The sequence below is a fragment of the Limnospira sp. genome (assembly GCF_051859755.1).
GTDB classification, from domain to species: domain Bacteria; phylum Cyanobacteriota; class Cyanobacteriia; order Cyanobacteriales; family Microcoleaceae; genus Limnospira; species Limnospira fusiformis.
Genome location: NZ_JBIMLI010000021.1, coordinates 11475 through 37120, shown reverse-complemented (window position 1 = coordinate 37120; position 25646 = coordinate 11475). Strand labels below are relative to the sequence as shown.

Annotated in this window: 28 protein-coding genes and 1 pseudogene; 18 read left to right on the top strand and 11 right to left on the bottom strand. The window is 45.9% G+C overall.

The window, feature by feature from the left end; all coding sequences use genetic code 11:
- Nucleotides 1-93 precede the first annotated feature (93 nt).
- The 7 genes from ACTIE0_RS05960 (at nucleotide 94) to ACTIE0_RS05930 (ending at nucleotide 4132) form a co-directional block, all read left to right on the top strand.
- Nucleotides 94-540 (top strand): hypothetical protein, encoded by a 447-nt coding sequence (locus ACTIE0_RS05960; protein ID WP_006621002.1) that lies wholly within the window; start codon nucleotides 94-96, stop codon nucleotides 538-540.
- A gap of 147 nt (nucleotides 541-687) precedes the next feature.
- Entirely contained in the window at nucleotides 688-1161 is a 474-nt protein-coding gene (locus ACTIE0_RS05955; protein ID WP_006670302.1) for a CBS domain-containing protein, read from the top strand.
- Between the two features lie 142 nt (nucleotides 1162-1303).
- Nucleotides 1304-1966, top strand: a complete 663-nt coding sequence (gene nblB, locus ACTIE0_RS05950) for a phycobilisome degradation protein NblB (RefSeq protein ID WP_006670303.1) — start codon at nucleotides 1304-1306, stop codon at nucleotides 1964-1966.
- Between the two features lie 126 nt (nucleotides 1967-2092).
- Nucleotides 2093-2284 (top strand): photosystem II reaction center protein PsbZ, encoded by a 192-nt coding sequence (gene psbZ, locus ACTIE0_RS05945; protein ID WP_006617715.1) that lies wholly within the window; start codon nucleotides 2093-2095, stop codon nucleotides 2282-2284.
- 109 nt (nucleotides 2285-2393) lie between these two features.
- A complete protein-coding gene (ribH, locus tag ACTIE0_RS05940) occupies nucleotides 2394-2999 on the top strand; it encodes a 6,7-dimethyl-8-ribityllumazine synthase (RefSeq protein ID WP_006621007.1) in 606 nt (201 codons plus the stop codon).
- Between the two features lie 75 nt (nucleotides 3000-3074).
- Nucleotides 3075-3740: a methyltransferase family protein gene (locus tag ACTIE0_RS05935; RefSeq protein WP_006670304.1), complete on the top strand. Its 666-nt coding sequence runs from the start codon at nucleotides 3075-3077 to the stop codon at nucleotides 3738-3740.
- A 155-nt stretch (nucleotides 3741-3895) separates the two neighbouring features.
- Nucleotides 3896-4132 carry a DUF4327 family protein gene (locus tag ACTIE0_RS05930; protein WP_006621009.1) on the top strand — a complete coding sequence of 79 codons (237 nt, stop codon included), beginning with the start codon at nucleotides 3896-3898 and terminating at the stop codon, nucleotides 4130-4132.
- 82 nt (nucleotides 4133-4214) lie between these two features.
- On the opposite strand, the gene ACTIE0_RS05925 is transcribed toward ACTIE0_RS05930, so the two are convergent.
- The gene (locus tag ACTIE0_RS05925; protein ID WP_006621010.1) at nucleotides 4215-4478 is read right to left on the bottom strand and encodes a hypothetical protein; all 264 of its coding nucleotides are present in this window, start codon (nucleotides 4476-4478) and stop codon (nucleotides 4215-4217) included.
- A 242-nt stretch (nucleotides 4479-4720) separates the two neighbouring features.
- On the opposite strand from ACTIE0_RS05925, the gene ACTIE0_RS05920 reads away from it, so the two are divergent.
- The 3 genes from ACTIE0_RS05920 to ACTIE0_RS05910 all read left to right on the top strand — a co-directional run bounded on the left by ACTIE0_RS05920 (nucleotide 4721) and on the right by ACTIE0_RS05910 (nucleotide 7746).
- Complete coding sequence (locus ACTIE0_RS05920; RefSeq protein WP_006621011.1) at nucleotides 4721-6154, top strand: NupC/NupG family nucleoside CNT transporter; 1434 nt, start codon at nucleotides 4721-4723, stop codon at nucleotides 6152-6154.
- Between the two features lie 38 nt (nucleotides 6155-6192).
- Nucleotides 6193-6873: a hypothetical protein gene (locus ACTIE0_RS05915; protein ID WP_006621012.1), complete on the top strand. Its 681-nt coding sequence runs from the start codon at nucleotides 6193-6195 to the stop codon at nucleotides 6871-6873.
- 285 nt (nucleotides 6874-7158) lie between these two features.
- Nucleotides 7159-7746, top strand: coding sequence for a DUF3318 domain-containing protein (locus tag ACTIE0_RS05910; protein WP_006670305.1), 588 nt, complete (start codon nucleotides 7159-7161; stop codon nucleotides 7744-7746).
- 70 nt (nucleotides 7747-7816) lie between these two features.
- Here the strand turns inward: ACTIE0_RS05910 and cysS are convergent, their stop codons facing one another.
- The 10 genes from cysS to purE form a co-directional block, all read right to left on the bottom strand.
- Complete coding sequence (gene cysS, locus ACTIE0_RS05905; RefSeq protein WP_006670306.1) at nucleotides 7817-9277, bottom strand: cysteine--tRNA ligase; 1461 nt, start codon at nucleotides 9275-9277, stop codon at nucleotides 7817-7819.
- Between the two features lie 40 nt (nucleotides 9278-9317).
- Nucleotides 9318-9674: a phosphoribosyl-AMP cyclohydrolase gene (gene hisI / locus ACTIE0_RS05900; protein WP_006621016.1), complete on the bottom strand. Its 357-nt coding sequence runs from the start codon at nucleotides 9672-9674 to the stop codon at nucleotides 9318-9320.
- Nucleotides 9646-10647 carry a CobW family GTP-binding protein gene (locus ACTIE0_RS05895; RefSeq protein ID WP_006621017.1) on the bottom strand — a complete coding sequence of 334 codons (1002 nt, stop codon included), beginning with the start codon at nucleotides 10645-10647 and terminating at the stop codon, nucleotides 9646-9648. The genes hisI and ACTIE0_RS05895 overlap by 29 nt, the downstream gene beginning before the upstream one ends.
- 49 nt (nucleotides 10648-10696) lie before the next feature.
- A complete protein-coding gene (locus tag ACTIE0_RS05890; protein ID WP_006621018.1) occupies nucleotides 10697-11128 on the bottom strand; it encodes a SufE family protein in 432 nt (143 codons plus the stop codon).
- A gap of 145 nt (nucleotides 11129-11273) precedes the next feature.
- A complete protein-coding gene (gene hemB, locus ACTIE0_RS05885) occupies nucleotides 11274-12272 on the bottom strand; it encodes a porphobilinogen synthase (RefSeq protein ID WP_006621019.1) in 999 nt (332 codons plus the stop codon).
- Nucleotides 12273-12675: 403 nt separating this feature from the next.
- Nucleotides 12676-13359 carry a pentapeptide repeat-containing protein gene (locus ACTIE0_RS05880; RefSeq protein WP_006670308.1) on the bottom strand — a complete coding sequence of 228 codons (684 nt, stop codon included), beginning with the start codon at nucleotides 13357-13359 and terminating at the stop codon, nucleotides 12676-12678.
- Between the two features lie 266 nt (nucleotides 13360-13625).
- On the bottom strand, nucleotides 13626-14177 hold the full coding sequence (locus tag ACTIE0_RS05875) for a DUF3747 domain-containing protein (protein WP_006621023.1): 552 nt from the start codon (nucleotides 14175-14177) through the stop codon (nucleotides 13626-13628).
- 104 nt (nucleotides 14178-14281) lie between these two features.
- Nucleotides 14282-15145 carry an SGNH/GDSL hydrolase family protein gene (locus ACTIE0_RS05870; RefSeq protein ID WP_006621024.1) on the bottom strand — a complete coding sequence of 288 codons (864 nt, stop codon included), beginning with the start codon at nucleotides 15143-15145 and terminating at the stop codon, nucleotides 14282-14284.
- 360 nt (nucleotides 15146-15505) lie between these two features.
- Nucleotides 15506-16996, bottom strand: coding sequence for an ammonium transporter (locus tag ACTIE0_RS05865; protein WP_006621025.1), 1491 nt, complete (start codon nucleotides 16994-16996; stop codon nucleotides 15506-15508).
- A gap of 440 nt (nucleotides 16997-17436) precedes the next feature.
- Complete coding sequence (gene purE / locus ACTIE0_RS05860; protein WP_006621026.1) at nucleotides 17437-17982, bottom strand: 5-(carboxyamino)imidazole ribonucleotide mutase; 546 nt, start codon at nucleotides 17980-17982, stop codon at nucleotides 17437-17439.
- Between the two features lie 234 nt (nucleotides 17983-18216).
- Here purE and ACTIE0_RS05855 point away from each other — a divergent pair, with 234 nt between their 5' ends.
- From ACTIE0_RS05855 to ACTIE0_RS25015, 8 genes and pseudogenes are all read left to right on the top strand, one after another.
- Nucleotides 18217-18453 carry a hypothetical protein gene (locus ACTIE0_RS05855; RefSeq protein ID WP_006621027.1) on the top strand — a complete coding sequence of 79 codons (237 nt, stop codon included), beginning with the start codon at nucleotides 18217-18219 and terminating at the stop codon, nucleotides 18451-18453.
- Complete coding sequence (locus tag ACTIE0_RS05850; protein WP_006621028.1) at nucleotides 18441-18842, top strand: type II toxin-antitoxin system VapC family toxin; 402 nt, start codon at nucleotides 18441-18443, stop codon at nucleotides 18840-18842. Before ACTIE0_RS05855 ends, ACTIE0_RS05850 begins: the two co-directional genes overlap by 13 nt.
- Nucleotides 18843-18897: 55 nt before the next feature.
- A complete protein-coding gene (nagA, locus tag ACTIE0_RS05845) occupies nucleotides 18898-20100 on the top strand; it encodes an N-acetylglucosamine-6-phosphate deacetylase (protein WP_006670310.1) in 1203 nt (400 codons plus the stop codon).
- A gap of 45 nt (nucleotides 20101-20145) precedes the next feature.
- Nucleotides 20146-20205 (top strand): DUF2839 family protein, encoded by a 60-nt coding sequence (locus ACTIE0_RS05840; RefSeq protein ID WP_368664009.1) that lies wholly within the window; start codon nucleotides 20146-20148, stop codon nucleotides 20203-20205.
- A 609-nt stretch (nucleotides 20206-20814) separates the two neighbouring features.
- Nucleotides 20815-22320, top strand: coding sequence for a reverse transcriptase N-terminal domain-containing protein (locus ACTIE0_RS05835; protein WP_006670311.1), 1506 nt, complete (start codon nucleotides 20815-20817; stop codon nucleotides 22318-22320).
- Between the two features lie 89 nt (nucleotides 22321-22409).
- Complete coding sequence (locus tag ACTIE0_RS05830) at nucleotides 22410-22589, top strand: DUF2839 domain-containing protein (RefSeq protein WP_006670312.1); 180 nt, start codon at nucleotides 22410-22412, stop codon at nucleotides 22587-22589.
- 416 nt (nucleotides 22590-23005) lie between these two features.
- The gene (locus ACTIE0_RS05825) at nucleotides 23006-23350 is read left to right on the top strand and encodes a DUF1815 family protein (protein WP_006618255.1); all 345 of its coding nucleotides are present in this window, start codon (nucleotides 23006-23008) and stop codon (nucleotides 23348-23350) included.
- A 764-nt stretch (nucleotides 23351-24114) separates the two neighbouring features.
- Nucleotides 24115-24748 (top strand): annotated as a pseudogene (locus tag ACTIE0_RS25015) (reverse transcriptase N-terminal domain-containing protein); the annotation flags it as partial.
- Nucleotides 24749-25646 lie beyond the last annotated feature (898 nt).

The window sequence follows — 25646 nt, the reverse complement described above, 5'->3', positions numbered from 1 at the left end:
TGCAACCTGCCCCTGCATAAAAAATCACGATTTCCCAGTTAGTTATCTAGGGGGGTTCTCCCCAAATATAACTATCGAATTGCAGGCACAATCATGGAACATATAGCCAACATTCTGCCCAACGTGATTCCCCATATCAACACCGCCCAAAACGGCTTATATCCCCTGGTAGAAAATGCGATCTTCACCTCTGCTATCAGCCTAGACCGCCTACCCTACGCCGTCCGCTGGCACATTCCGGCTAAGAAATATTCCCAGGCGAAAGGCTGGCTGGAAGAACTGACCCGACCCGCCGGAGGCCACAACGCCACCTTTTCCCATGGCAATTGGTGGAGTCCGGTCACCAAAACTTGGGTGAAAGAACCGATAGTTTTGGTAAAATCTTACATGACGGCTGCGGTTTTGGATCAACACCTAGGGGCAATGCTGCGGGGTTCTTATCGCATGGGTCGCACACTGGGAGAAGAAGCGATCGCTTTGGAAATTCTCAGCCATAACATCATGCTAGTCATTCCCACAGATACTCGGATCTCCCCTTGACTCCCGACGGCTGTCGCCCGTCATTCTCCCGTAGAGAAGCAGAAGCCCGCACCTATCCTAACGGGTGGGTGTCGGGAATATGTCATGGTATACCAATTTTGATAAAATGAGAACTATAGACCGACAGTGAAACCGGAACCAGATACCATGGCTAAAACCGTTGCCGATGTAATGACCCCTAATCCCCTTGTGATTAGTCCTGATGCGCCCCTGGCTGATGCGATCGCCCTACTAGCCCAGAACCGAATTGGAGGGCTTCCCGTGATGGATAACACGGGTAAATTGGTGGGCTTTATCTCAGAAACTGATATTATCTGGCAGCAAAGTGGCGTGACCCCACCAGCCTACATCACTATTCTCGACAGTGTGATTTATCTGGAAAATCCCTCTCGCTACGAAAAAGAACTACATAAAGCCCTAGGTCAAACCGTGGGAGACGTGATGAGTAACGGACCCATGATCACCATTAAACCAGATTGCTCTCTGTCAGAAGCAGCCCGGTTGATGAACCAAAAACAAGTGCATCGGCTGCCAGTTTTGGATGGATCCAAAAAATTAATCGGTATTTTGACCTGTGGGGATATTATCCGAGTCATGGCTATGGGTACTGATGACGACTAAAGCACATCGGTTTCCCCAGTTGTTGTGAGTTTTCTCTCATCGCCGAATAAGATGGGAATAGTCCTTAAAGGTTAGTTCTCCCCCTAGGGTGAGAGTCGCCCCGGACCTTAACCGACAGCAACTGCTTAACTGTTTAACCAAAATGACTATTACTCCAGAGTCCATTATGCAACAACTGAGTTCGGAAAATCTTGGCGATCGCTTACGGGCAGTTAACCAAATCCGTCAACTCGAAAAAAATATCGGCTTTCAACTCCTGCAAACGGCGATCGCTGACCGAGATACCCGAGTCCGATATGCAGCAGTGAGCCAAATGGCCAGCCTCGGACACCAAGATCGCGATCGGTCTTTAACCCTGTTGCGCGATTGTCTGCTTAATGACCCAGAAGCTGATGTCCAAGCCGCCGCAGCCGATTCCATTGGGGCTTTGAAACTCACAGAAGCCTTTGAAGACCTGCATCAGGTTTACCATAATACCTCTGAATGGTTGGTGCAATTGAGCATTATTGCCGCTTTAGGAGAATTGGGAGATCCGCGCGGCTTTGAACTCCTCCAAGATGGCTTGATTAATGGCAACGAATTGATCCAAACCGTTGCTATCAGCGCTTTGGGAGAATTGGGCGATCGTCAAGCCATACCCCTATTGATATCTCGTGCATCAGACCCAGATTGGCAGATCCGCCACCGCATCGCCCAAGCCTTATCTCGCCTGGGGGGTGAGGAAGTTCAAGAGGTTTTGCAACAATTGGCTACTGATGAAGTTTCCCAAGTCGCCCAAGAAGCACAATCAACACAAAATTCCTAAAATCTGGGTTTCTCAGACGGTGCAATTTCTGGTAGCGTAAATATAAAGTACGAGCCGAAAAGGCTGATCTCGGCTAATCTATCGTTATTTGTACTTACGCTTATCCTTTCTGCTTGGGAGAAAAAAATGTTAACACTTCTGTTTCAAGTGCTTTTGGCGGCTTTGGTGATTGTGTCCTTCCTCATGATTGTCGCAGTCCCTGTGGCTTATGCTTCTCCTCAAAATTGGAGTCAGTCTAAGCCCCTCATTTTTATCGGTTCTGGCCTGTGGGCGGTTCTGGTGATTTTAGTAGGAGTTTTTAACTACTTGGTTGTTTAGCCCCTAGGCTATTGACAACCAACTTAGAAGAGGTGAGAGGAATGGGGAAATCTTCCGCCCCAAACCTCTATCCTCACATCCTCGATAGATAATTTAGACTACTTATATTATGACGGTTTTTGAAGGTACTTTTACTCAGCTTGAGTCCGTAAAGTTGGCGATCGTAATTGGTCGGTTTAACGATTTGATTACTACTAAACTACTAGAAGGGTGTCAAGATTGTTTAAAACGACATGGGGTAAATCCCGAACCCCACGGGACTCAGGTTGATTATATTTGGGTTCCTGGTAGTTTTGAAATTCCCATGGTTGCTAATCAATTAGCCCTCAGCGGTCGCTATGATGCTATTATTTGTCTGGGTGCGGTCATTCGCGGACATACTCCCCATTTTGATTATGTGGCGGCGGAAGTGTCTAAGGGAATTGCCGCTTCTGCCTTCCAAACTGGCGTACCTGTGATATTTGGTATCTTAACTACTGACTCTATGCAGCAGGCCTTGGAACGCGCCGGAATTAAAAGCAACAAGGGCTGGGATTATGCTATGAATGCCCTGGAAATGGCAAGCCTAATGCGACAAATGCGCCATAAAGGACGCTCCGGGCCTTATTTGCCTAATACTATTGGTGCGACATCAACTCCGGTTTTATCCGCCGGTGTCGATACCGATGAACAGTCGGAATTGTCTACGGAATCAGGCGATCGCTCTAATCAATAACACGGTAAATAATTTACTTGGAGAACTGCCCAATATTTAAGCTGTTAATTATCGTAGTTTGCGGGATGATTGACCATGAAAATTAAACAGGCGATCGACCTCCATAAATTCTTGACTTTCCTGGTAGTCCTGGGGTTGATGGTCGCATATAATAACTTTACTATCGGCCCCTGGGTTTATCTCGCTCTCCACGGAACCTATGGGATTTTGTGGTTGCTAAAAAGCCGTATTTATCCAGATAAACAGTGGGAACAACAAATTCCTTGGTGGCAGGGAGTGGGCGTGTTTACGTTTTTAATCTTATATTGGGTGGCTCCATTTATATTAGTTAGTAGTCACTCCGAACCACCAACCCCATTAATTGCTGCCGCCATTTCTATTAACCTGTTCGGGGTATTTTTGCACTACAGCAGCGATGCTCAAAAATACTACACCTTAAAATATAAACCCGGATTAATTACTGAGGGATTTTTTGCCCGTTCTCGGAATATTAATTATGGGGGAGAACTTCTGATTTACCTATCTTTTGCTATGTTAGCACAGCATTGGCTACCGTTTTTGATTCTGGGCTTATTTGCGATCGCTATTTTTCTGCCCAATATGCTCAAAAAAGATGAATCCCTCTCCCGCTACCCAGAATTTGAACAATATCGCCAAAATTCGGGGCTACTCTTGCCCAAATTATGGGGCAAAATCCCCGACTCTAACCCTAGTGCGATCGCCCCAAATAATGATGGATGATTCCCTGAATTTAATCTTACTGTTAAAAATAGTAAAGATATAGAGATAAAATAGACATATTGCGAGACAATATGTTTAGGGAATACCGATAGGGTAGTCCCGGATACCGTTGAGTTTTAGTTATTTACCCAATTAACTGGGTAGGAGGTTGTGATATGGTACAAGCTGTGATTCCTAGTGCCGTCAAATATTCCATTCAAGTCATTCAAGACGAGGCGCGTAACCTCGTAGAAAAAGGATTAATCGATCGCCATCAACCAATTTACACCATGTGCCAGTATATCCCAGCCCGTGAGTGGGATTGGGTCGAGTGTGAATTAGAACAAAATGATTTTTTGCTCAGAGATCGAGTCATTGACCTTTTAGGTCGTGAGGACTGGAAGGAAGACTAGATTGATAGATAAGGATATTAGCATAAATCTTCGCGTCAGCTTGATTAGGGCGCTGGCTAATTGCGCCCTGGTAACTGCTATTTTAAGAATCCGTCGGAGAATCAATATTAGCCTTGAATGGGGACGGTGGGCGATCGCTACTCCAAGCCCACCAAGCACAACCACATTGACAGTGATAAAATTCTTGCCACTTGCGGCGGTTATTATCCCCATACACAGGCGATCGACGATTAATCCACACCTGTTGAGCTTCCAAACTGCTGGCCGAACATTGGGGACAGCAAAACTCAAAGGCGTGAACAGCATCACTGGTCCAGTTAGGGGGTGTTAGCTGAAAAGCATCCATTTTAATCAGACTTTTTGCCCTATTGTAGAGTGTATTTGGCTATGGCAACATACCCAATTCAAATATGCTTGCGTTTCAACCGGATCTGGTGCAAGATTCGTAGTAAGCAAAATCCTTAGCTACCCATTTATCATCGGGTGATGACTTAGCTCAAAGGTCTATATCCACCCCCGGATCAGTCAAAGCTATGGTTGCGGGTGCAGCTTCTCCATTATTCAGTTTCCGCACTTAGGGAAAGATTTATGAATCTACTGCTGAATTTAATTTCCCTACTGGGAATTGCTGGTTTGTGCTTTATTGCTTGGTTAGGTTCCGAAAACAAGCGCGTCATCCCCTGGAATGTGATCTTTTGGGGAATAGGCTTACAAATGGTTATTGGACTCATTGTATTTGTCTTAGGTAGCCAATTAGTCGAGGGACTCAGCACCCTGCTTAACTCAATTTTGGACGCTTCCGAAGCTGGGGCGCGATTCTTATTTGGTGGACCACAATCAATTTTGGTAGCTGACCCAGACTTTCGCGCTGGTCCGGGTCCCGCTGGACGTTGGATTGCTAGGGCTGTGGGAACTCCCTTTGTCGCAGTTCCGGGCGATCGCATTGGTCCCGATAATCTTAACCCCGGTTTTGCTTATGTTCTAGCATTTCGCGCCCTTCCCCAAGTCATTTTCTTTGCAGGTTTGGTCAGCTTATTATATAGACTGAATATCATTCAGCCTGTTGTACAAATATTCGCCAAAATCTTTCAGAAAACCATGGGAATTAGTGGCGCTGAATCCCTATCCGGTGCTGCTAATATTTTTGTGGGTATTGAATCTGCGATCGCGGTAAAACCCTATTTATTAGACATGACCCGCAGCGAACTCTGTGCCATTCTCGCCAGTTGTTTCGGGTCGATCGCTTCCTCCGTTTTAGCATTATATGCAGGATTTCTCAGACCGACTTTTCCCAACATCACCGGACACCTAGTTTCTGCCTCTTTAATGACAATTCCCGCCTGTTTTGTCATTGCCAAAATTCTAGTTCCAGAAACTGATCAACCCAAAACTCTGGGGAAAGTTCCCGAAGAACCAAAAGCCGATAAAGCCAGCCTCCCTAACCCTATGGATAGCTTAATCGGTGGTGCTTTAGATGGCGTGAAAATGGCAGTAGGAATAGCCGCCGCCTTGATTGCAATTTTGGGAATGGTCGCTTTAGTCAATTTGGTTTTTGCTACTTTGGCAGGATTTTCCGAAAGTGATTTTTTCCTCCTTAGTTGGATAGGTAATCTATTTCAGGTCATTACCCTACAAAACATTTTGGGAGCCTTATTTTTACCTCTGACTTTTTTAACTGGGGTTTCCCTCGAATGGCAAGAACTATGGCAGTCTTCCCTGTTAATTGGCAGAAGGCTTTTGGAAACTAATATCCCCCCCTATCAAGCCCTCGCTCAACTTAATGCTAACGGCGAAATTAGCAACCGCGCCATGTTAATTGTTAGCTATGTTTTGTGCGGATTTACTCATTTTGCCTCCTATGGAATTTTCGTCGGTGGTTTATCTTCCTTAATTCCTAGCCGACGTTCGGAAGTCGCATCTTTAGGCTTTACTGCCTTATGGGCAGGTACTTTAGCCACTTTAATGACAGGCTGTATGGCGGGATTCTTTGACTTTGGAAATCCTGCTATTTTTGGAAAATAATTAACTAGATTAATTCGGGCTTATTTTGAGGAGGAATTATGCAACCAAAACGCCTGAAAATTATAGGCTTGGGACTCATCACCGCTTTACTTTTATTGGTGTTCGGTAATATGGATCGCCTACCATTTACCAGCATATCAGGAGAATCGGCGATCGCTCAACAGACCACTCCGACACCCACTCCGACACCCACCCCAGAAGCTACCCCAGAAGCTACCCCAGAAGCCACCCCAGAACCCGCACCGCCGCCGGAACCGACAAATTCTGTGGAAGCATTACCCCTAAGTGGTAGCGCCTTCAAGGACCCCCAAGGTCGTTTTGAGGTGGGGATTATTCAAGATTTTAATGTCGGGTTTGCGGGCAATTTTCCCCTGTTTGAGTCACCAGATGGTAACTTGGCTTATACAGTGGTAGCTAGATATCGCGAAAGCGATCGCACTTTACCCGAATTAGCGATCGCGCAAATTGCGATCGAAATCTTTGAGCGCGGGGAAGGTTTTAGACCCGGAAATTTTGAAACTTTGGGGACTGGGGAAGTACAAATGCCTTGGACAGGAACCTTAAAAATCGGAGCCAGAAGCCAGCCTATGTCAGGAGTAATTTTTGCTCGTCAAGCTGGTAATCAAATCCTAGTTTTATTAGTGTCTGCCACAGCAGCAGGAGCCCCCAACATAGAGGGAGCAGTTGCAGCTTTATCCGACACACTACAACCTCTGTAAAAGTAATTAATAATTAATAATTAATAATTATTAATTATTAATTATTAATTGTAGGGGCGGGTTCTGCCGTCAATTTTCCATCCCCACCAGGATATTAATAAACCCGCCCCACCGTTTCCCCTGAGAAACCCGGTTTCTCAAAGAAACCGGGTTTCTGGACCACGATATGGGGGTGGTGTCGTGGTGCGTCAGATGAACCCAATTGGCCGTTGACCCGATAGGTTATCCATATAACGCACCCTACGGGGGTGATAATAATCAATTATTAATTATTAATTGTTAACTATGAATCCTGATACAGAAATCCGTCATCTATTAGATTTAATGCCAGCCTCCGGTCGCATGATGGCTAGACTAATTGCTAATCCTCGACAGTCTACTGTAATTCAATGTGAATTTCCCCTTCCGTGGAAAACTACTAGACCCATTTTGATTAATTTTGACTTGTGGAAACAGCTATCAAGACCTCAGCGAGATTTATTGTTGTTGCGGACTGTTAGTTGGGTTACTAATGTGCAATGGTTTAAACCTGACTGGAATCAAGGCATTGTGGTGGCGGGAATAGTCGGAGTTGGGGTACAATTTATGCAGCAGGATGCTGTTGGTGTTCTCCTGGCTGGAGGATTAGCTGCTATAGGTGTGCGTCGGGTATGGCAGGCTAATCAACGCTCTGAGATGGAGTTAGAAGCTGATGATATCGCCATTAGGGTAGCCACGCGACGGGGTTATGAGGAAGCGATCGCAGCAGCCGCTTTAGCAGAGGCGATCGAAGTTGTGGCTACAATTGAGGGTCGCCGGGGATTGAGTTTTATGGAATTAGTCCGCTGTCAGCATCTCAAAGCGATCGCCAACTCTTATAAGGGCCATAATTAATACGATCGCACCATTCGCCAAGTTTGAATAGCCTAACTTACCAGAGGGGAGAATCAGCTCCCCTGTGTTTTCAACGTCGCCAAAGGGTTTCGCCGCCGGGACGGTCAATTAGCGTCACACCATTAGCCTGTAGTTGGTCACGAATGCGATCGCCTTCCGCATAGTTTTTAGCCTTTCTAGCCGACTGTCGTTGTTTAACCAAATCCTCAATTTCAGCGTCGCTAATTCCCTGAGTCGCCGCTGGTGGTTGTGCTTGTGTTACAGCTTCCAACCCGAAAACTCCCGCTAACTCCACCAAAGTTTTCCAGGTCGCATAAATGCGATCGCTCGGGGTATCAGTCTTACCTTCATGAGCCAATAAATTCCCTTGGCGGCGCAACTCTTTAGCCAATTCAAACAACACAGCCAAACCCCCAGGAGTATTAAAATCATCATCCATAGCCACTCGGAAGCGTTGGAGTGCATCTTCTGTCGTGTCGTATTTACTGGGAGATGAATCAGCAGACCACCCCAAGCGCGCGCCGTATTGTTCCGCAAATAATAACCCATCTTTCAAGGTTTCCCAGCCATTTTTAGCTGAGGCGATCGCCTCATCAGTAAAATCGAGAGGTTTACGATAGTGACCCTGTAGAATAAATAAGCGCACCACCATAGGGTCTACAGGGCGATCGAGCAATTCACGAATCGTCGTAAAATTGCCCAAAGACTTAGACATTTTTTCCCCACCGACCGTCACCATACCATTGTGCATCCAATATCGAGCCAGAGTTTTACCAGTCGCCGCCTCAGACTGAGCGATTTCATTTTCATGGTGAGGAAACACCAAATCACCCCCGCCGCCGTGAATATCAATAGTTTCTCCCAGTAGTTGTCGGACCATAGCCGAACATTCAATGTGCCACCCCGGACGACCGGGACCCCAAGGAGAATCCCAGGCGGGTTCTCCCGGTTTAGCAGCTTTCCAGAGAGCAAAATCCGCCGGATTTTTTTTCTTGAGAGTTTCCGGGTCAGCCACAGCTACGCGACCACTAGCCCCCATTTGTAGGTCTTCGAGTTGTCGCCGGGAGAGTTTACCATAATCGGGAAAGTGACCGACATTGTAATAAACGTCTCCATCGACAGCATAAGCGTGTCCTGTAGCCGTGAGTTGCTCAATAAGTTGGTGAATTTCCTTGATATGATCTGTCACCCTAGGATAAGCCTTAGCATCCCGTACATTTAGCCGCCGCAGGTCTTCAAAGTAAGCGTCTATAAAGCGTTGGGATACCGCCTCCATAGTGCTTTCTTGTTCTTTAGCGCGGTTAAGGATTTTGTCGTCAATGTCGGTAAAATTCTGGACGTAGTTAACTTCATATCCTGACCATTCCAGATAGCGGCGTACCACGTCCCAGGTCGTGTAGGATCGTGCATGACCCAAATGGCAATAGTCATAAACTGTAACCCCGCAGCAGTACATTTTGACTTTTCCGGGTTCTAGGGTGGTAAAGGTTTCTTTTTGGCGGGTTTGGGTGTTATAGATTTTTAGAACCATGTTGAGTCTTAATAGTGTAAATGCTTAGGCTGGCTAGGGTTTAGCTAAGGATGGCTGATTTGATAGGGACGGCGTTAAAGAAACAGGATCTAGCCCCCGTGTGACAGGCTACGTCCCCAATTTGCTCGATTTTGAGCAGGAGGACATCAGCATCACAATCGTAGTATAGGGCTTTGAGCTTTTGAATGTGTCCTGATGTGGCTCCTTTGTGCCACAGTTGCGATCGCGATCGACTCCAATAGTGAACTTCACCCGTTGTTAGGGTTTGTTGCAACGATTGGCGATTCATCCAAGCCATCATTAATACTGTACCGTCTTTATGGTCTTGGGCGATCGCTGGAATTAAACCTTGTGGATTAAATTTTAGGCTATCGATCCATAATTGGTCTTGGTTCATGGTTAGGGATTTCGTGTAAACATTGTTGTAGGTCTTGGGTGAGGGTTTCGCGGTTCAGGTCTCGACCGATAAATACTAATTGATTTGGGGGTTCGCCGCGAGGATAATTAGGCGTAAGCTGATAGCGTTTTCCGCTGAGTTGGAATAGGTGAGAGGAGTTGTTACCTTGATACCAGATAAATCCTTTGGCGCGAAATACATTCGTTGGTAGGCGATCGCTTAAGAAGGTCTGGAATTTTTCCACACTCAGAGGGCGATCGCTGCTAAAGGATACAGCCACAAATCCATCATTAGCTAGATGTTCCGAATGGTGATCATGGTCTGGTTGCTCCCCAAAGTCTGGGTGGGAATATTCTATTCCCCAAATACTCGCTAAGGGAACCTCACCGTATTCGCTCGTCATTATACGAGCATCGGGTTTAAGCTGGCGGATCTGTTTTTGGATGCGATCGTATTTTTCTGGGGATACCAAATCGATTTTATTGAGCAAAATCAGATCACCCCAAGCAATTTGGTTAAGCGCAGCTTCACTGTTAGCCAATAGGTCTGGCGAAAACGTATCAGCATCTACCAGCGTAAAAATAGCATCAAGTCGAGTCAACTTTCGCAATTCCGTCCCCGCAAAAGTCATAATAATCGGTAACGGGTCCGCTATTCCTGTCGTTTCAATCAGTAGATAATCTATGGACGTATTTCGTTGTAAAACCTCCACAATTGTATCTGCTAGGCGGTCATTCAGGGTACAGCATATACAACCATTATTTAACTGCACCATATCATCTTCTACGTTGATCAGCAGTTGACCGTCAATACTAATCTCCCCAAATTCATTCACAAAAACCGCCACTTTCCGACCATTACGGTGACTCAGAATATAATTAACTAGGGTAGTTTTTCCACTTCCCAAAAATCCGGTAATTACAATTACAGGAACTTCCCGGTTTATGGTTAGTTTTTCCCTCGTAGTTTTCACGGCTTTTGTGACCTAATATACTTGACAAAATCCCTGTAATATGCTCCCTTCACTCCCCGCAAGCACTAGCCTGTTTTTGTAGGGTTTTAAAAATGTTATAAAACCCATTCGCACGGGAGGGAGTCAAACTAGCCTGTAGCCCAGTTTCTTCAATAAAATCGGGTTTTAATTGGCTAATTTGTTCAATAGTTAACCCATTCATTCCCTTAATTAACATAGCCAATAATCCTTTAGTTAATTGAGAGTCAGAATCACCCTGAAATTGAATACAGCCATTCGAGTCTAAACTCGCCGTCACATAAACCTGAGAAACACAACCAGGAACCTTGTTTTCTGGCAATTTTTGCTCCTCTGGAAATTCCGGCAATTTTTGAGCTAAAGTCAGTAGTTGCTCGTAACGCAGCTTATTAGAGGAGGCGCGTTTAAAGCGTTGAACAATGCGATCTAGTGCAGGGGGCCGTTGAGTCACAGGTGAAGCCATGATATTCTACGAGCATAAATATACAACAAGTCAATAAGCCGATTTTGTATTTTAACGCAAATTTTCCTATTCGTTGATGTAGACTTGATGGCGATCGCGATCGAGGGGAGGGTTCACCAGTCAAACCAGAGACCCCCCCAAAAGTCTAGCGAAGGATTAGAGCAACTTCCTTAGCGAAATAGGTAAGAATCAGATCCGCCCCGGCTCGTTTCATGCTGGTGAGCGTTTCTAGCATCACCTTTTTCTCATCAATCCAGCCCATACGTCCGGCTGCGCGAATCATCGCATACTCACCACTAACATTATAGGCCGCCACAGGTACATTTGTAGCTTGTCGAACCTGCGAAATAATATCAAGATAGGCCAGCGCTGGTTTCACCATCACCATATCCGCTCCCTCTTGCACATCTAACATAACTTCTTTGATCGCTTCGCGGCTATTAGCCGGATCCATTTGATAGGTTTTCTTATCGCCAAATTTCGGAGCCGAGTCTAACGCATCCCGGAAGGGGCCATAGTAAGCCGAAGCGTATTTAGCCGAGTAAGCCAGGATACCAACGTTTGTATAACCTGCTGCATCGAGTCCTTCACGAATTGCGCCGATCCGTCCATCCATCATGTCCGAGGGTGCTACTATATCCGCTCCCGCTTCCGCGTGGGATATCGATTGTTTAACTAGAACTTCCACCGTTTCATCGTTGAGGATTTCACCGCTATCGCTGACGATACCATCATGACCTTTGCTGGAAAACGGGTCTAGGGCTACATCCGTGATAATCATGATGTCGGGAACAGCTTGTTTGATGGCTCTGACTGTCCGCTGTACCAGTCCTTCCGGATTATAGCTTTCCGTACCCGCGTTGTCTTTTTTTTCTTCCGCTACTAGGGGAAATAACGCAATAGCCCGAATCCCTAATTCCGATGCTTCTGCTACTTCTTTCAGTAATAGGTCTAGGGTGTAGCGGTAGCTTTCCGGCATTGAGGGGACTTCCACTTTCTGATTTTCCCCTTCCATCACGAATAGGGGATATATCAGGTCGTTAACTGTTAGTTGTGTTTCTTGCACCATCCGCCGCAGCGCATCGGTACGACGTAGACGACGGGGACGTTGGACAAGGTTTAATCTATGGTTTTCTGATGACATGAGATAACAGTTGTTTTCTTTTATACAGCCAAATTGACTGTTTATTATCCCACCGATCGCTATCGTTTTGGCCTGTTGATACAAATCAATACAATCCCCAAAAAGTTGATTTTTTATTCAATTTTAAAAAAAATGTTCGGCCAGATTACTGTGGGGGTTGACATCTACCGGAACTCATGGCATAGTATTGACATACTCTTTCATAATGGAAATATTACTCACCATAAAAAAATTGCCAACATTTCCATTATCTAAAATGGTATCACAAGCCCAGCCAAAAAGCAAGCAACCCCCCCAGAAAAAAATTTTTCGCAACATTTATTAACATTTTGTTACAAAACTTAACACAATTCCGCTAGTGATTGATTAAGTGATTAAGCGATCGCCTGATGAGAAGAATTAACTAGAACCGAATTTGGGGTATTTTAAGGTTAACTGGGTTATTGTCGCCAGGTGCGAAACCTTCAAGGGGGGGAAGGGAATGGCGATCAATCTGAATCGGCTCGAATAATGATTCGAGGTATTCTTGAGTATACTGAAAGTCCTGATCCAAATCCGTGCCACCCATAGGCATAGCCAACCGAGAGGGGTCGCGACCAATACTCAAGTCATCGCCGCCCAGGTCATCGAGGGAACCGGTAGCAACTGGGGGGGTAATTCCGATGATAGGTGGCAACATTTGGGTTTGTTGTAAATTCGCCCCAGCGAAAGTTGCTCCTGTTAGTCGAGCCTTAATCAGGTTAGCACCACTGAGGTCAGCTAAATCAAGAACTGCGTCATTCAATTCGGCTTGATTTAGAAATGCACCGCTCAAATTAGCGCCAGTTAGATTTGCACCTTTAAGGTCTGCACCTTCGAGGTTAGCATTAGCTAAGTTAGCATTTTCCAGGTTAGCATTTCGGAGGTCTACCCCAATAAGATGGGCTCCTGATAGATCAGCCCCTCTAAGATCGCAACCTTGACAAAATCTGGTTTCTAGTAGTTGTCTCAGGTCTGCTGGATTTTCAGCTCGAATTGGAGAGGCGAAGCCTAGGGATACTATGGTTGTGGCTGCCCCTAGAATCATGACTGTTGATAAAGTCTTCATCTTTTTGTCCTCCTGAATGGACAGATAGGAATTATGTTTTATTCCTCATGTACTCTAGGATATAGCATAACGGAATTATATGGGCGATCGCTTCTCCCCTGAGACATAAATTTTAACGTTGATGAAATCCGGTAATCGGCGAGTATATCAGCAATTATCTCTATGATTTAGGGGATCATATCTGATTTGATAGGGGTTAGTGAGATCTTCAGGCGATCGCCCCATGGCGGGTGGATATTGAGTCAGGGCGAAGAATATTGTGGATTTCAGCGAGGTAGGTGGTCGTGGGTAAAATAAATATGACCGAGGGTGCGATCGTTGTAGGTTCGTTTAGTGAAGCGCCAACCCGGTTCTAAAAAGATTTTGGTAAAGCCACTAGACCGACCAAAGCTGCGACCGATGATAATGGGTGGTGCGTAGACATCAGCGCGAGAGTTAGCGACCAGTAAAATCTCTCCTGGAGTAGCTTGGACGGTGAGACTATGGCTGAGGGCGAGGTCTTGTCCTCCCATGCGAACCGAATAGCCGTTACTGTCGGTGGCGCGTCCACAAATTCCGCTAAAGTCGAAGTTGAGAAGTAGGGGTTCAACTTGAACGGGACGGCTGCCATTTTCACTCCAACAGGGTCGGGAATCAGAAATTTGTTCAACGACTACTAGGGAGTAACCAAAGGCGCGGGGAACAGCCATAGCTACGAATCGCTCCTGATCAACTTCCTGTTGACCAAATTGGACTGCATTGGCACCAGAAAATCCAGTGATAATGGAGAAGGTAGCTGCTGCTAGGGTGGTAATGGTTTGTGTTAGTGAGATCTTCATCTTCAAAATCTGTTCAACTGTTGAGTGTTAGAACTGCGGACTGTGCGATCGCATCTGTAGGTCTGTAGGTAAGAAGTTTATGCTCCGAGGTTTAGTTTAGCGCTTTAGGGGGAACCTAGTGTTTTGTGGCTAAAAAATTGTAATCCGGTACTCCAGACTAAATAGCCACGATCATTGAGATGTAGACCATCGGTGCTGAGTTCCGGGCGCAGGTTTCCTTTTTCGTCGGTGAATAGAGGATGTAGGTCTAGGAAATAAGCACCATTGGCGATCGCGATCGCTTCTAATTCTCTATTAAGTCGGCGTATACGACGATTAGGAATTTTAAGTAGGCGATCGCGTCCTTCCCAACTAGCATTTTGATCGCTGTGGGGTAAAATCGACTGAACGACCACTTGAGCGCTGGGATGAACCCATTGCACATCTCTAATAATTTCCCGCCAGTTGGCTAAAACCGTTTGATCGTCAATTCCCCGTAACAGGTCATTGATACCGATCATGATAAATACAGTTTCTGGTTGGGTCAGGTCAAACACCTTGAGTCGTCGTAGTAATCCCGCCGAGGTTTCCCCGGATATACCTTGATTTAACCAGGTTCTCCCTGGGGGTAATAGTTCAGGGGGAAACCATAAACTTAATGAATCTCCGGCTAAAATGGTTAGGCGCGCGGGGCGATTCTGAGCCGCGAGAAGTGCTTTTTCTTTTAGCTGTTCTACCGAATCTTCGTAGGTCAAGCGATATGGTGGCTGAAATGAGGAGTTAGTGCCGTTAGGCTGAACTTCATGGGTCTGTTGGGTTTGTACTGCTGCACCAACTTGTTTTTCTTCTGAGGGTTGCGCTTGGGCTTGGGAAGTGTCGGATAATGATTGTCCCCTTAGCAATAGTAGGACAATCACCAGAGTTAGTATCCCGTTACCGATGAGGGATAACATCACCCAAGCTGGAATAGTTTTTAACGGAATCAACACGAGAATCTGAGAAACGCCCTAAAGTTGTCTACTTCTATGTTGACACTCTACCTTTGATTTTAGGGAAGGGTAGATTCTGGGTTCGCGCTACTCGCCGACCTGCCGCAGGTTTACACCAACAGTAATCGCCTCTACAATTGGCCACTCTGTGATGTAGAAGTTTAAAACGGCTGTTGTGCTACATCCTCCCTAGAAAAAGAGGAGGTTTGGCATTGTCTCATCATCAGACTCTGGATATATGGGGCGATCGCCCTAGCAATGTCTAGCAATGTGTGGAAAGAAAAAATCGCCTCCTGTAGGGGCTATGTGCCAGTTAGGAGACGATTTTTTAGCAGATAAGATGGCAGATGAGATTAGAGTTTAATAGCTTCTGCCAATTCCACCTTCGCGGCTAGGAATACCGGGGTCAATACCTCCGACACTTGCTGGGCCTACTTCTTTGAGGAATCCGTTATAGGCTTCCATACCATGTTCGGCGATGTCGAGTCCTTCATATTCATGTTCAGGATTGACGCGGATACCGACCATCGCTCTGATGGCTAACCAGAAAATAGTCGTCATGACTACTGTAAATCCGCCGATGGACAGGACACCGAGGATTTGAACGCCGAGATTAGCGCCGCCAAAGATACCGACGGCTAGGGTTCCCCAAATTCCACAAACTAAGTGAACGGAAGTAGCACCCACCGGGTCGTCAATCTGAATGCGATCGAAGAAGGCGACTGAGTAGACGACGATAACTCCGGCGATCGCACCAATTACAACTGCAGCCCACAAGGGTACAGCATCACAACCGGCGGTAATTCCCACTAAACCGGCGAGAATGCCGTTGATAATCATGGATAGGTCTGGTTTACCATCCTTAATCCAGGAGGTGAGGGTAGCAGTTACACCGCCTGCAGAGGCTGCTAAGTTCGTGGTCAAGGCGATATAGGGAACATTCTCATTAGCAGCCAATTCGGAACCGGGGTTAAATCCAAACCAGCCGATCCACAGAATTAAACATCCCAGGGTAGCAATACTCATGTTATGACCAGGAATCGCCCTAGGTTCACCGGATGGACCGTATTTGCCCATGCGCGGTCCGAGGAATGCTGCCCCCATGAGGGCGGCCCATCCTCCCACGGAGTGAACTACGGTTGATCCGGCAAAATCATGGAAGTCCATACTTGCTAACCAGCCGTTATCAGTCCAGACCCAGTGTCCGGTAATGGGGTAGGATATTCCCACCAGCAATAGGCTAAATATTAGGAAGGCGACAAATTCGATCCGTTCGGCTACTGCGCCGGATACAATAGTGGCGGCGGTACCTGCGAAGGCGACCTGGAACAGAAAGAAAACTTCTTTGGGTAATCCTTCGGGGAATGGGTCAAGTCCGTAAACGCTGGGCTCTCCAGTCAGGAAGAAGCCACCACCACCAATAAAGGGGTTTTCCCCTCCGAACATGACTGAGAATCCAAAGAACCAGTAAATTAGGGTGGCGATCGCAAATACGATTAGGTTTTTGGAGAGAATGTTAACGGCGTTTTTGTGACGACAAAATCCGGTTTCTAACATCCCGAAACCAGCGTTCATAAAGATTACCAAAATACTGGCAATCACAATCCAAATGGTATTTAAAACACCCTGCACATATTCGGGAGTTATGGGTTGTGCGTCGTCTTGGGCGACTGCTGCTAAACTCCAAAATATAATAATCAGGGCCGTGAGAGGAATGCACCCTAGTAGGCTAGGAGAAAGCCATCTGGGTCTTTTGGGCTGCAAAATTGACGGAGTAGGCTGAGGCGCAGATCCAACTACCTCAGCAAATTGCCGATAACTTCTGGTTCTCGACTTTTGGCGTTTCAACATTTGCTTACAGTTGTTCAATTTACGTTAATGTGGAAAGAATGAGGCGGCAAATGATAGCCGTCTGGTTAGAGAGATGCTTAATCTTTATGCCTACCTTACTTAATAGGTAGGTGTTAACTAGCCGGACTTTAACAGGTGTGGGTTAACCGATAAAACTCCCACATCTGTACTCAACTGAGTTCATTTGCTAACAGGTGGACTTACCATTTAACCATAAAAAGTACGGATAAACTACGAGAAGTTTCGAGGGATAATCAGATTCTTTCTAGTCCAGGGCTATGACTTGAAGCTACGATTTTTATCTACTTTGTTAACATTATCTTAATCAGATTTCTGTATACTGCAATACAGAAATATATAGCAAATTGCTATAAAGGGACTGATAGATTATGGGCCCGGTATGGTTATATACAAACTGGTGTAATAATGGGGTTTTTCCACTACATTTGTTTAAGGTATTCTTGATATCCAAACTGTGCAAGGATTGTTTGTTTTTCGAGTACAGATTCGGTTAACTCTTGTCGATAGGCTTGGACTTTTGCCATGAGTTCAGGTTGGTGAGAAGCCAAAATCTGAACAGCGAGTAGACCGGCATTTTTAGCGTTTCCGATCGCCACTGTAGCCACAGGAATACCGGCTGGCATTTGAACGATAGAATAGAGAGAATCTAGTCCCATTAGGTGACGGCTGGGGACGGGAACCCCGATCACAGGTAAAGGGGTGAGAGATGCAACCATTCCGGGTAAGTGAGCCGCGCCGCCTGCACCAGCTATAATAACTTTTAATCCGCGTCCTAGGGCAGTTTTGGCATACTCAAACATCCGGTCTGGGGTACGGTGTGCCGATACGATCGCTACTTCCCAACTAATACCAAAATCTTGACATACGGCGATCGCTGCTGACATGGTAGGTAGGTCAGAATCACTGCCCATAATAATACCAATTTGAGCAGGGGAGGAGTTAGGGTCCTGAGAGATTGAGTCCATAGCAGTTGTTAATAACGAAGTGAAACTACAGACCCGGATTATAGCATTAGGGGTGGAGATAGTTGGGAGTAACTACGTCTGTTGAGGAATTGTCCCCCCAAATTGAGCTACAATGTTTATAATCATGAGAGAGGCGAAATACGAGGGTTGACATGGCGCCAGTCTGGTTGGACTACAAGCCAGCAGCAGAGAGACCCGGAATCATCCACTATTATTGAGAGGTAACAGTAAATCATGCTAAAAAGTTACGAAGCGATCTACGAAAACGGTGAGTTTAAATGGTTGTCAGACCAGCCAGACCTGAACAAAGCACGAGTGATTATCACTGTATTACCGGAGCCAGATCTATCTAATCGAGAGGGAAATAAGAAACGGCGATTTCCGCCAGATTCAATTGCCGGAAAAGGCCAAACCATTGGGGATATAATTAGTCCAATTGTAGATGAGGATGACTGGGAATGTCTAAAGTGATTGTCCTAGATACCCATATATGGATTTGGCTGATTACACAAGAGTTTGAAAGATTTCCGGCTCATTGGTGTGACCAAATTTATGCTGCTGACGAAGTTGGTATTTCCCCAGTATCTTGTTATGAAGTCGCAGTAGCTTACAAAAAAGGAAGGTTAGAGTTACCCTGTCCAGTAAATGAGTGGCTACATGAAGCCCTAACGCCCACAGGTATTAGTCTGATGCCTTTGAATGCGGAAGTCGCTTGTCAAGCGGTGAATTTATCTGCGATTCATAAAGACCCTTTTGATAGGATAATCATAGCAACGGCGTTAGTTTATCAAGGTCAATTAGCAAGTGTCGATCGCCAGTTTACTAGATATCCCGAATTAACAGATTATTTAATGAGATAAATTTGGGTAAAGCGAGAGTTTTTTTAACCCAGTTATAAATCAATGATTATGTAAGATGATGAATGAAAGCCTCCCGCCTAATGATGTGTCAGTAGATTTAATTAACAGTCAGATTCTAGGTAAACCTGGATTACATACCCTACAAATTCGTGATGGTGTAGTTAAGGCGATCGCCACGAAACCAGACCCCGCCGCCGCAGTGGTTGATGTAGGTGGAGATTGGATTTCCCTAGGGGGGATAGATTTACAGATTAATGGTGGGTTAGGGTTAGCTTTCCCGGAGTTAACGGGGGAGAATTATCAACAACTGCAAGGTATTTGTGAGTATTTATGGGATCAGGGGGTTGATGGATTTTTGCCTACCATAGTGACAACCACCGTAGAGAAATTTAGGCGATCGCTGGCTACCCTAGGGGAATTTCAACCAGACGGGAAGGACGGGAAGCACTCGGCGGCGGAGATTTTAGGAGTTCATCTTGAGGGACCATTTCTGAATGTGCAAAAACGGGGCGCACATCCTCAAAATTGTCTATTACCCCCAACCACAGATAATGTCAAACGGGTTCTAGGGGATTATGGGAAGGTGGTTAAGGTGATGACTCTAGCGCCAGAATTAGACCCCACCGGGACAGTTATCCCCTATTTGAGGAGTTTAGGCATTATCGTCAGTCTCGGTCACTCTCAGGCTAATTTAACTGTGGCTGATGAAGCATTTAACCAGGGGGCGACAATGGTAACTCATGCTTTTAATGCCATGCCTCCCCTACACCACCGGGAACCAGGACTATTGGGGGCGGCTTTATGTCGCTCAGAGGTATTTTGTGGGGCGATCGCTGATGGACATCATGTTTGTCCAACCATGCTGGAGGTACTGTTACGGGGGAGTAAGGGTGAGATTTTTGTGGTTAGTGATGCTTTAGCGCCTTTGGGATTGGCGGATGGTGTTTATCCGTGGGATGACCGGCGCATTGAGGTGACAGGGGGGGTGGCTCGGCTGGAGGATGGAACTTTGGCGGGAACTACTTTATCGCTGTTGAGGGGAGCGGAAAATTTAGTCAGGTGGGGGATCTGTTCTGCTGCTGAGGCGATCGCTTTAGTAACAGAAACTCCACGTCGAGCGATCAGATTATCAACGGAAATCATCGGTCAACCAATAACCCGATTATTGCGATGGACAGAGGAGCAGGGATGTCTGAGGGGACAAAGGTTGAGAATTGGATCTAAAATAGACAACTATCTCCCCTCCCTAAACTGTTAGGAATGGTGGGGGATAGTTAGTACATTTGTTGGAAGCGCCAAAATTATGGGTGAAGCTAAACGTCGCAAAGAGATGATGGGGGAAAAGTACGGTAAGGAGGAATAGTGCGATTCGTTTGGTAGAAACCAGCCTAAAGCCTACTGGTTATAGGTTTGGGGGATTACCAGCGGGGACAGATAAAAACAGAAAAACCTGTTCCCTGACAACTGAATTACCTTGAGGGTGAAAGTCCCTCCCGTCTGGTGTAGACGTGACAGCATCATCCCCACTGAGGCGATCGGACTATCGCGACTTGGTGAAGCGGGATGAAAAGGCAGCTCTGCTGGTAGCCTAAACTGGCACTCTGTCGAGCAAGTACCCATGGATAAGGAAATCTGAAGATGTGATCAAAACGTCGTCACCTTAAACCAGCGAAAAGGCTGACACGCTGGAGCCAAAAGGCTAAGGATAAATGGGGTTGGCTGATTGTTCACAGACCAACATACACTCCCTATAAACCCGGCGTAAAGCATCGTCCTAAAGGTACAACCAAAGGTAATTCGGAACGAAGTAACCCATGTATATGCTCTCAGGTATTGGTCGATAACTGAGTAGGTAGCCAGCCGCAAGCTGTATGTGGTCAGGATTGGGACAGAAGCGAAGGTCTAGGGTAATGCCTAGAATAGGCTGACAGTTCCACGATGTTACGGAATATAGAGTTGCCAGTAACAGGAAATGAAATCTGAAACGAGTGTAAAGACTACGGAAAGACTGGAATGGGGTGACATCAACTGGAAAAAGGTTGAACGTCGCTTATTCCGCCTGCAAAAACGAATCTATAAAGCCTCAAAGCGTGGTGATTTCAAAGCAGTTCGCTATCTCCAAAAGTTGTTATTAAAGTCCTGGTCAGCAAAGGTATTAGCGGTTAGATCGGTAACTCAAGATAATCAAGGTAAAAATACGGCGGGTGTGGACGGGGTAAAATCCCTATGCTCACAAGCACGAATCAACCTTGTCGGACAACTGACGCTAGGTGCTAAACCCAAGCCTACCCACAGAGTAGACTCGACAGAAACGGTCGTAAATGCTCCAAGTCGGAATGGAGAACAGACTATATTTTGTCGCGCGGGTCAAGGTTTGGTGAGACTAGCATTAGAACCGGAATGGGAAGCCAAATTTGAATCTAACTGTTATGGATTTAGACCAGGACGCTCATGCCATGATGCCATAAAAGCAATATCCAATCATCTGGAGTCAGAGCCTAAATGGGTGTTAGATACCCAGATCACTAAATGCTTGAGCGATCGCATTAATGGCGATCGCCTGTTGGATAAATTAGGAACATTCCCTAAATTACGCCGACAAATACGAGCATGGCTCAAATCCGGTGTAATGGATGGAAAACAGCTATTTCCGACCAAGGAAGGCACTCCCCCAGGAGGCTTAATCCAGCCATTACTGGCACATATTGCCCTCCACGGCATCGAAGAAGATATCCTAAAGATGGCTGATCAGCTATCTGGAAGAGAGCCAGTTAACCGCCATCAACTATGTTTAATTAGATACGCGGATAAGTTGGTTATACTTCACCAAGATGCTGCTGTAATCCATCACTCCCAACAGGTAATCAGGGAGTGGTTAAAGCCATGGGGTCTTGAATTAAAACCAGAACAAACGAGGATAGCCCATACTCTTGATGGGGAGGATGCGGGTTTCGACTTCCTCGGTTTCCATATTCAACAATACCGAGTCGGAAAATATCACTCTGGAAAGGATAGAAAGGGAAAATCTCTGGGTTTCAAGACTATCATCAAGCCATCCCGAAATGCAGTCACAGAACACTATAAGCTACTGGCGAGGGTAATTGATGCTCATCAAGCTGCCCCTCAAGCGGCACTAATCAGGAGATTGAATCGAATCATTCTCCGATGGAGTAACTATTACTCAACAGTAGTCTCTAAAGAAGTGTTGAATAAATTGGATTACCTGCTATTCGGAAAGCTGAGAAGATGGGCAAATCGCCGTCATCCCCATCAGAGCGAAAAATGGGTGGCTAACAAATACTGGCAGAGTATTGATAACAGAAATTGGGCTTTTGCTGTACGAGGACATGAGGAAATAGCCTTATTCAAACATTCCCAGATACATATATTTAGGTATGTTAAAGGAAAAGAGGCAGCCTCTGCTGAGGATGGCAATTTAAGCTATGGGAGTACAGCCAATTGTGGAAATTATCAGTGATTAGAGCTGAGGTGCTAATGACAGGAGCTGTAACATTGAGGAGCCGGATGAAGGGAAACTTTCACGTCCGGTTTTGAAGACGAGTTAGGATGGCGACATCTTGGCTTAGTTTAACTATCTTGCCTTGGGTACCGATTACTAAAACCCAAAGTGAACAGTTTATGCAATGGACTACTAAGGGGGCTTGGTTTGGGATTAGCTTTTTAGTGATTTTTTGGCTAACTATTCGGTTGGTTGGTCCGGCTTTGGGCTGGTGGACGGTTGATTAGCTAATTGGGGTAATTTGCACCCTTAGAATCAGTTAATCATCTTAACCTGTAGGGTTAATTGATAAATTAGCCTTACAGGTTCCCTGGCTAGGACTGCTCAAAAAGATTGAGTTTTGTTAAATTTAGTTATGTTTATCATAAGGATTTGTTTTAGCTATGGCAAAACTCGAATCACTATGCTAGATCTGAGAAGGCTATCTCTAAGCCTAATGCCATCAAGGATTTGGGAATAACGCGATCGCTTTGTTTTCAAGTTGTTTTCAGTTGATTCAGGCTCTGGTTGGACTGAAATATTCAACGGATCATGGTGAATTAGGTTAGTAGAAGTGATACTTTACCAACATCGAGATACCCAGTCCTGAGATTATGTTAAATTTTGAAGATAATCTAAAGATTGTGGTGACAGGAGAAAAACTATGTTTATCAGACTTGCGGAGCAACATCGAAAATTCGTTCAGGATTTGGTGATGAATCTCCAAGCCCTAGCTATTGTGCTGGAACGACGGGGCTACCTGGCTTCCTGCTATACTTGTGGGGGTCAAATGAACAGCGCCTCATTTATGGTCAGCCTGAGTGAAAATCATCTGATCCGGTTTTTGGTGTCGGATTATGGGATTACCTGGACGGAGATGCGCGACGATCGCGAATTGATGAAGTTGGAAGGCGCAGAGGCGATCGCTCAATTAGAGGAACTCGCGAGTCTGGTCAAGCATGATATACTCGGACCGGCGGCTGTACCCCAAAGCATTCATCAGGGATAAGGGATAATTACCAATCCAACCGGGTCTTAAAATGCTAATGTAAATATATAGGTGCGAGACGTTTAGGAGTCAAATAAGGCTGCAATGGCTGAAATAACCTCCTAGTGAGACTTTCACCCCTTGGTGGAATAAAAGGGACTCGTACCCTGACCATCCCATAACTGTTTATATGTCCTCAAAGCGAAAGCTAGGCAAGGGACTCAAGGTCAATCCCATAAAAGAAATCGAATATCCAATCCAAGTATACCACAAGGAGGAGTATTAAAACCACTTGGGCGATTATGGGAAAGAGTAACGGCGATAGCCACCCCCAATTTCAGGAATCACAACCCTGGGACTGAAGCGGGGAACGGAAGGCGTGAAGTAGAACCTACTACCAAAAGCGACCACTGCCAACCATCCATGACTAAGGAAATCTGAATGTTCCGACTTGAACCATCGTTATTACTAAGCAGCGAAATAGGTTGATACGCTGCGCCCAAAAGGGTAAGGGGAAAAGTAGGGTTTTCTACATAACACCTACACAGACTTTTAAAAGTACCCCGGTGGAAAGGACAAGTCTAAAGATGGAATGCCCATATAAACGGAACGTTTTAAGTCCTCCTGGACTCTGAATATCTGGTCGAGATATCAGTAGTGACAAATGTAAGCGCAAGTCCTAGAGGATGTGAGATGTGACCAAAAGCCAACGCCCAGTTGTAATGGCTGGGATATGCTGACAGGTTACGGTTTGATTGCAAGGTTAGAGTCTAGTGGGAGTTACTATGACGAAAGCGAGTTCAAAGAAAGGCTTTGAGAAATCAAAGCCAATCAAGACGTGCGTTTGTATGGAAGGCTATCCCATGGGCTAAGGTCCAACGGAAAGTTTTCAAGCTCCAAAAGAGGATATACCAAGCAGCTAAATCCGGGCAGGATGCAAAGGCTAGAAGGTGGCAACGTCTACTGGTGAAGTCATATTATGCTCGACTCTTAGCAGTGCGGCTGTAGGGGCGGGTTCCACGGTCAGCCATGCTTCCCAACAGTCAGCTTAATGAACCCGCCCCCCAAGCGGGTCAAGACCAAAAGACAGCCGGAGTCGATGGAGTGATAGTAATATCGCCTAAACAAAGGTTAAAACTAGCTGAGAGCATTAAGGGAAACCTCAAAGCAAAACCCTACATGGTGCGTTACCAGAAAGTTTTTCGTTTCTCTGCCAAGTCTCTCAATGTAACGCACCCTACACGGGTGTGGATTGCAAAACCTGGGAGGGATGAAAAACGCCCTCTAGGAATTCCCACAATCCAAGACAGAGCTAGGCAAGCCGTGGTTAAATCAGCGCTCGAACCTGAATGGGAATCGAGATTTGAAGGCACAAGCTATGGGTTCCGTCCCGGACGGTCAGCCCAAGACGCAATAGGCTGAATAAATTCAGCCATAAATCAAGGAAATTACTATGTTCTTGATGCAGGTGCGAGACGTTCGGGTATGAAATAGGGCTGAAATGCCCGAAATAACTACCCGGTGAGGATTCCAGCTCCGAATCTGGATATAAGGAGACCTCTCCTGAGCATCCTCATAACTGGTTATATGTCCCGACGCTTAGGGAACTAAGCAAGGCAGGGAACTCAAGGTCATAAACGAACTGAGAAATCAGGGAGTAGAGAGTAACGGCGATAGCCACCCCCAGTTTTGGAAATCATAACTCCAGGATTGAAGCGGGGAACGGAAGGCGTAGGTCGGAACCTACCTCCTACTCGACCACTGCCAACCATCCATGATTAGGGAAACCGAATGTCCGGCTTGAATCATCGTTAATACGGAGTAGCGAAATAGGTTGAAACGCTGCGTTCAAAAGAACAAGGGGAAAAGTAGGGTATTTATGTCATCACCTACATAGACCTTTAAAAGTACCCCGGTTCTGAGGACAAATCTAAAGATGGAATGCCCGTCGAGACGGAACGTTTTAACCCCTCTAATGCTCTATTGCGAGTTGCACTCGTAGTAGTAGTGAAAAATTTAAGCGTATGCTTAGAGGGTGAAGGATGTGACCATAAGCCAATGCCCAACTGTAATGGTTGGGATATGCCCACAGGTCAGCAGGGTGTGGATATAGATACTGCGATTAGTAGGAGTATAATGGCGAGAGCGAGTTGAAAGACTACGCGCTGCATAAAGCTCAGAACATTGAAGTACGAAAGCGGGGGGTGGTAACTCTGTTCCTATAACAAAAAAGGGTATCCACATCAGGAGCCGTGTGCAGGGAAACTCGCCGGCACGGTTTTGAATGGGAGGTGATGGAGGTGACTTCATTATCGAC

Bases quoted from the DNA above. Each gene is read 5' to 3' on its own strand.
- ACTIE0_RS05865 (WP_006621025.1), bottom strand. From the start codon at position 16,996: ATGTTGAAACGCCAAAAGTCGAGAACCAGAAGTTATCGGCAATTTGCT.
- ACTIE0_RS05855 (WP_006621027.1), top strand. From the start codon at position 18,217: ATGCTAAAAAGTTACGAAGCGATCTACGAAAACGGTGAGTTTAAATGG.
- cysS (WP_006670306.1), bottom strand. From the start codon at position 9,277: ATGGTTCTAAAAATCTATAACACCCAAACCCGCCAAAAAGAAACCTTT.
- ribH (WP_006621007.1), top strand. From the start codon at position 2,394: ATGACGGTTTTTGAAGGTACTTTTACTCAGCTTGAGTCCGTAAAGTTG.
- hemB (WP_006621019.1), bottom strand. From the start codon at position 12,272: ATGTCATCAGAAAACCATAGATTAAACCTTGTCCAACGTCCCCGTCGT.
- ACTIE0_RS05930 (WP_006621009.1), top strand. From the start codon at position 3,896: ATGGTACAAGCTGTGATTCCTAGTGCCGTCAAATATTCCATTCAAGTC.
- ACTIE0_RS05960 (WP_006621002.1), top strand. From the start codon at position 94: ATGGAACATATAGCCAACATTCTGCCCAACGTGATTCCCCATATCAAC.
- ACTIE0_RS05910 (WP_006670305.1), top strand. From the start codon at position 7,159: ATGAATCCTGATACAGAAATCCGTCATCTATTAGATTTAATGCCAGCC.
- ACTIE0_RS05835 (WP_006670311.1), top strand. From the start codon at position 20,815: ATGAAATCTGAAACGAGTGTAAAGACTACGGAAAGACTGGAATGGGGT.
- ACTIE0_RS05915 (WP_006621012.1), top strand. From the start codon at position 6,193: ATGCAACCAAAACGCCTGAAAATTATAGGCTTGGGACTCATCACCGCT.
- ACTIE0_RS05880 (WP_006670308.1), bottom strand. From the start codon at position 13,359: ATGAAGACTTTATCAACAGTCATGATTCTAGGGGCAGCCACAACCATA.
- ACTIE0_RS05920 (WP_006621011.1), top strand. From the start codon at position 4,721: ATGAATCTACTGCTGAATTTAATTTCCCTACTGGGAATTGCTGGTTTG.
- ACTIE0_RS05875 (WP_006621023.1), bottom strand. From the start codon at position 14,177: ATGAAGATCTCACTAACACAAACCATTACCACCCTAGCAGCAGCTACC.
- purE (WP_006621026.1), bottom strand. From the start codon at position 17,982: ATGGACTCAATCTCTCAGGACCCTAACTCCTCCCCTGCTCAAATTGGT.
- ACTIE0_RS05935 (WP_006670304.1), top strand. From the start codon at position 3,075: ATGAAAATTAAACAGGCGATCGACCTCCATAAATTCTTGACTTTCCTG.
- ACTIE0_RS05830 (WP_006670312.1), top strand. From the start codon at position 22,410: ATGGCGACATCTTGGCTTAGTTTAACTATCTTGCCTTGGGTACCGATT.
- ACTIE0_RS05925 (WP_006621010.1), bottom strand. From the start codon at position 4,478: ATGGATGCTTTTCAGCTAACACCCCCTAACTGGACCAGTGATGCTGTT.
- ACTIE0_RS05955 (WP_006670302.1), top strand. From the start codon at position 688: ATGGCTAAAACCGTTGCCGATGTAATGACCCCTAATCCCCTTGTGATT.
- hisI (WP_006621016.1), bottom strand. From the start codon at position 9,674: ATGAACCAAGACCAATTATGGATCGATAGCCTAAAATTTAATCCACAA.
- nblB (WP_006670303.1), top strand. From the start codon at position 1,304: ATGACTATTACTCCAGAGTCCATTATGCAACAACTGAGTTCGGAAAAT.
- ACTIE0_RS05850 (WP_006621028.1), top strand. From the start codon at position 18,441: ATGTCTAAAGTGATTGTCCTAGATACCCATATATGGATTTGGCTGATT.
- nagA (WP_006670310.1), top strand. From the start codon at position 18,898: ATGATGAATGAAAGCCTCCCGCCTAATGATGTGTCAGTAGATTTAATT.
- ACTIE0_RS05825 (WP_006618255.1), top strand. From the start codon at position 23,006: ATGTTTATCAGACTTGCGGAGCAACATCGAAAATTCGTTCAGGATTTG.
- psbZ (WP_006617715.1), top strand. From the start codon at position 2,093: ATGTTAACACTTCTGTTTCAAGTGCTTTTGGCGGCTTTGGTGATTGTG.
- ACTIE0_RS05890 (WP_006621018.1), bottom strand. From the start codon at position 11,128: ATGGCTTCACCTGTGACTCAACGGCCCCCTGCACTAGATCGCATTGTT.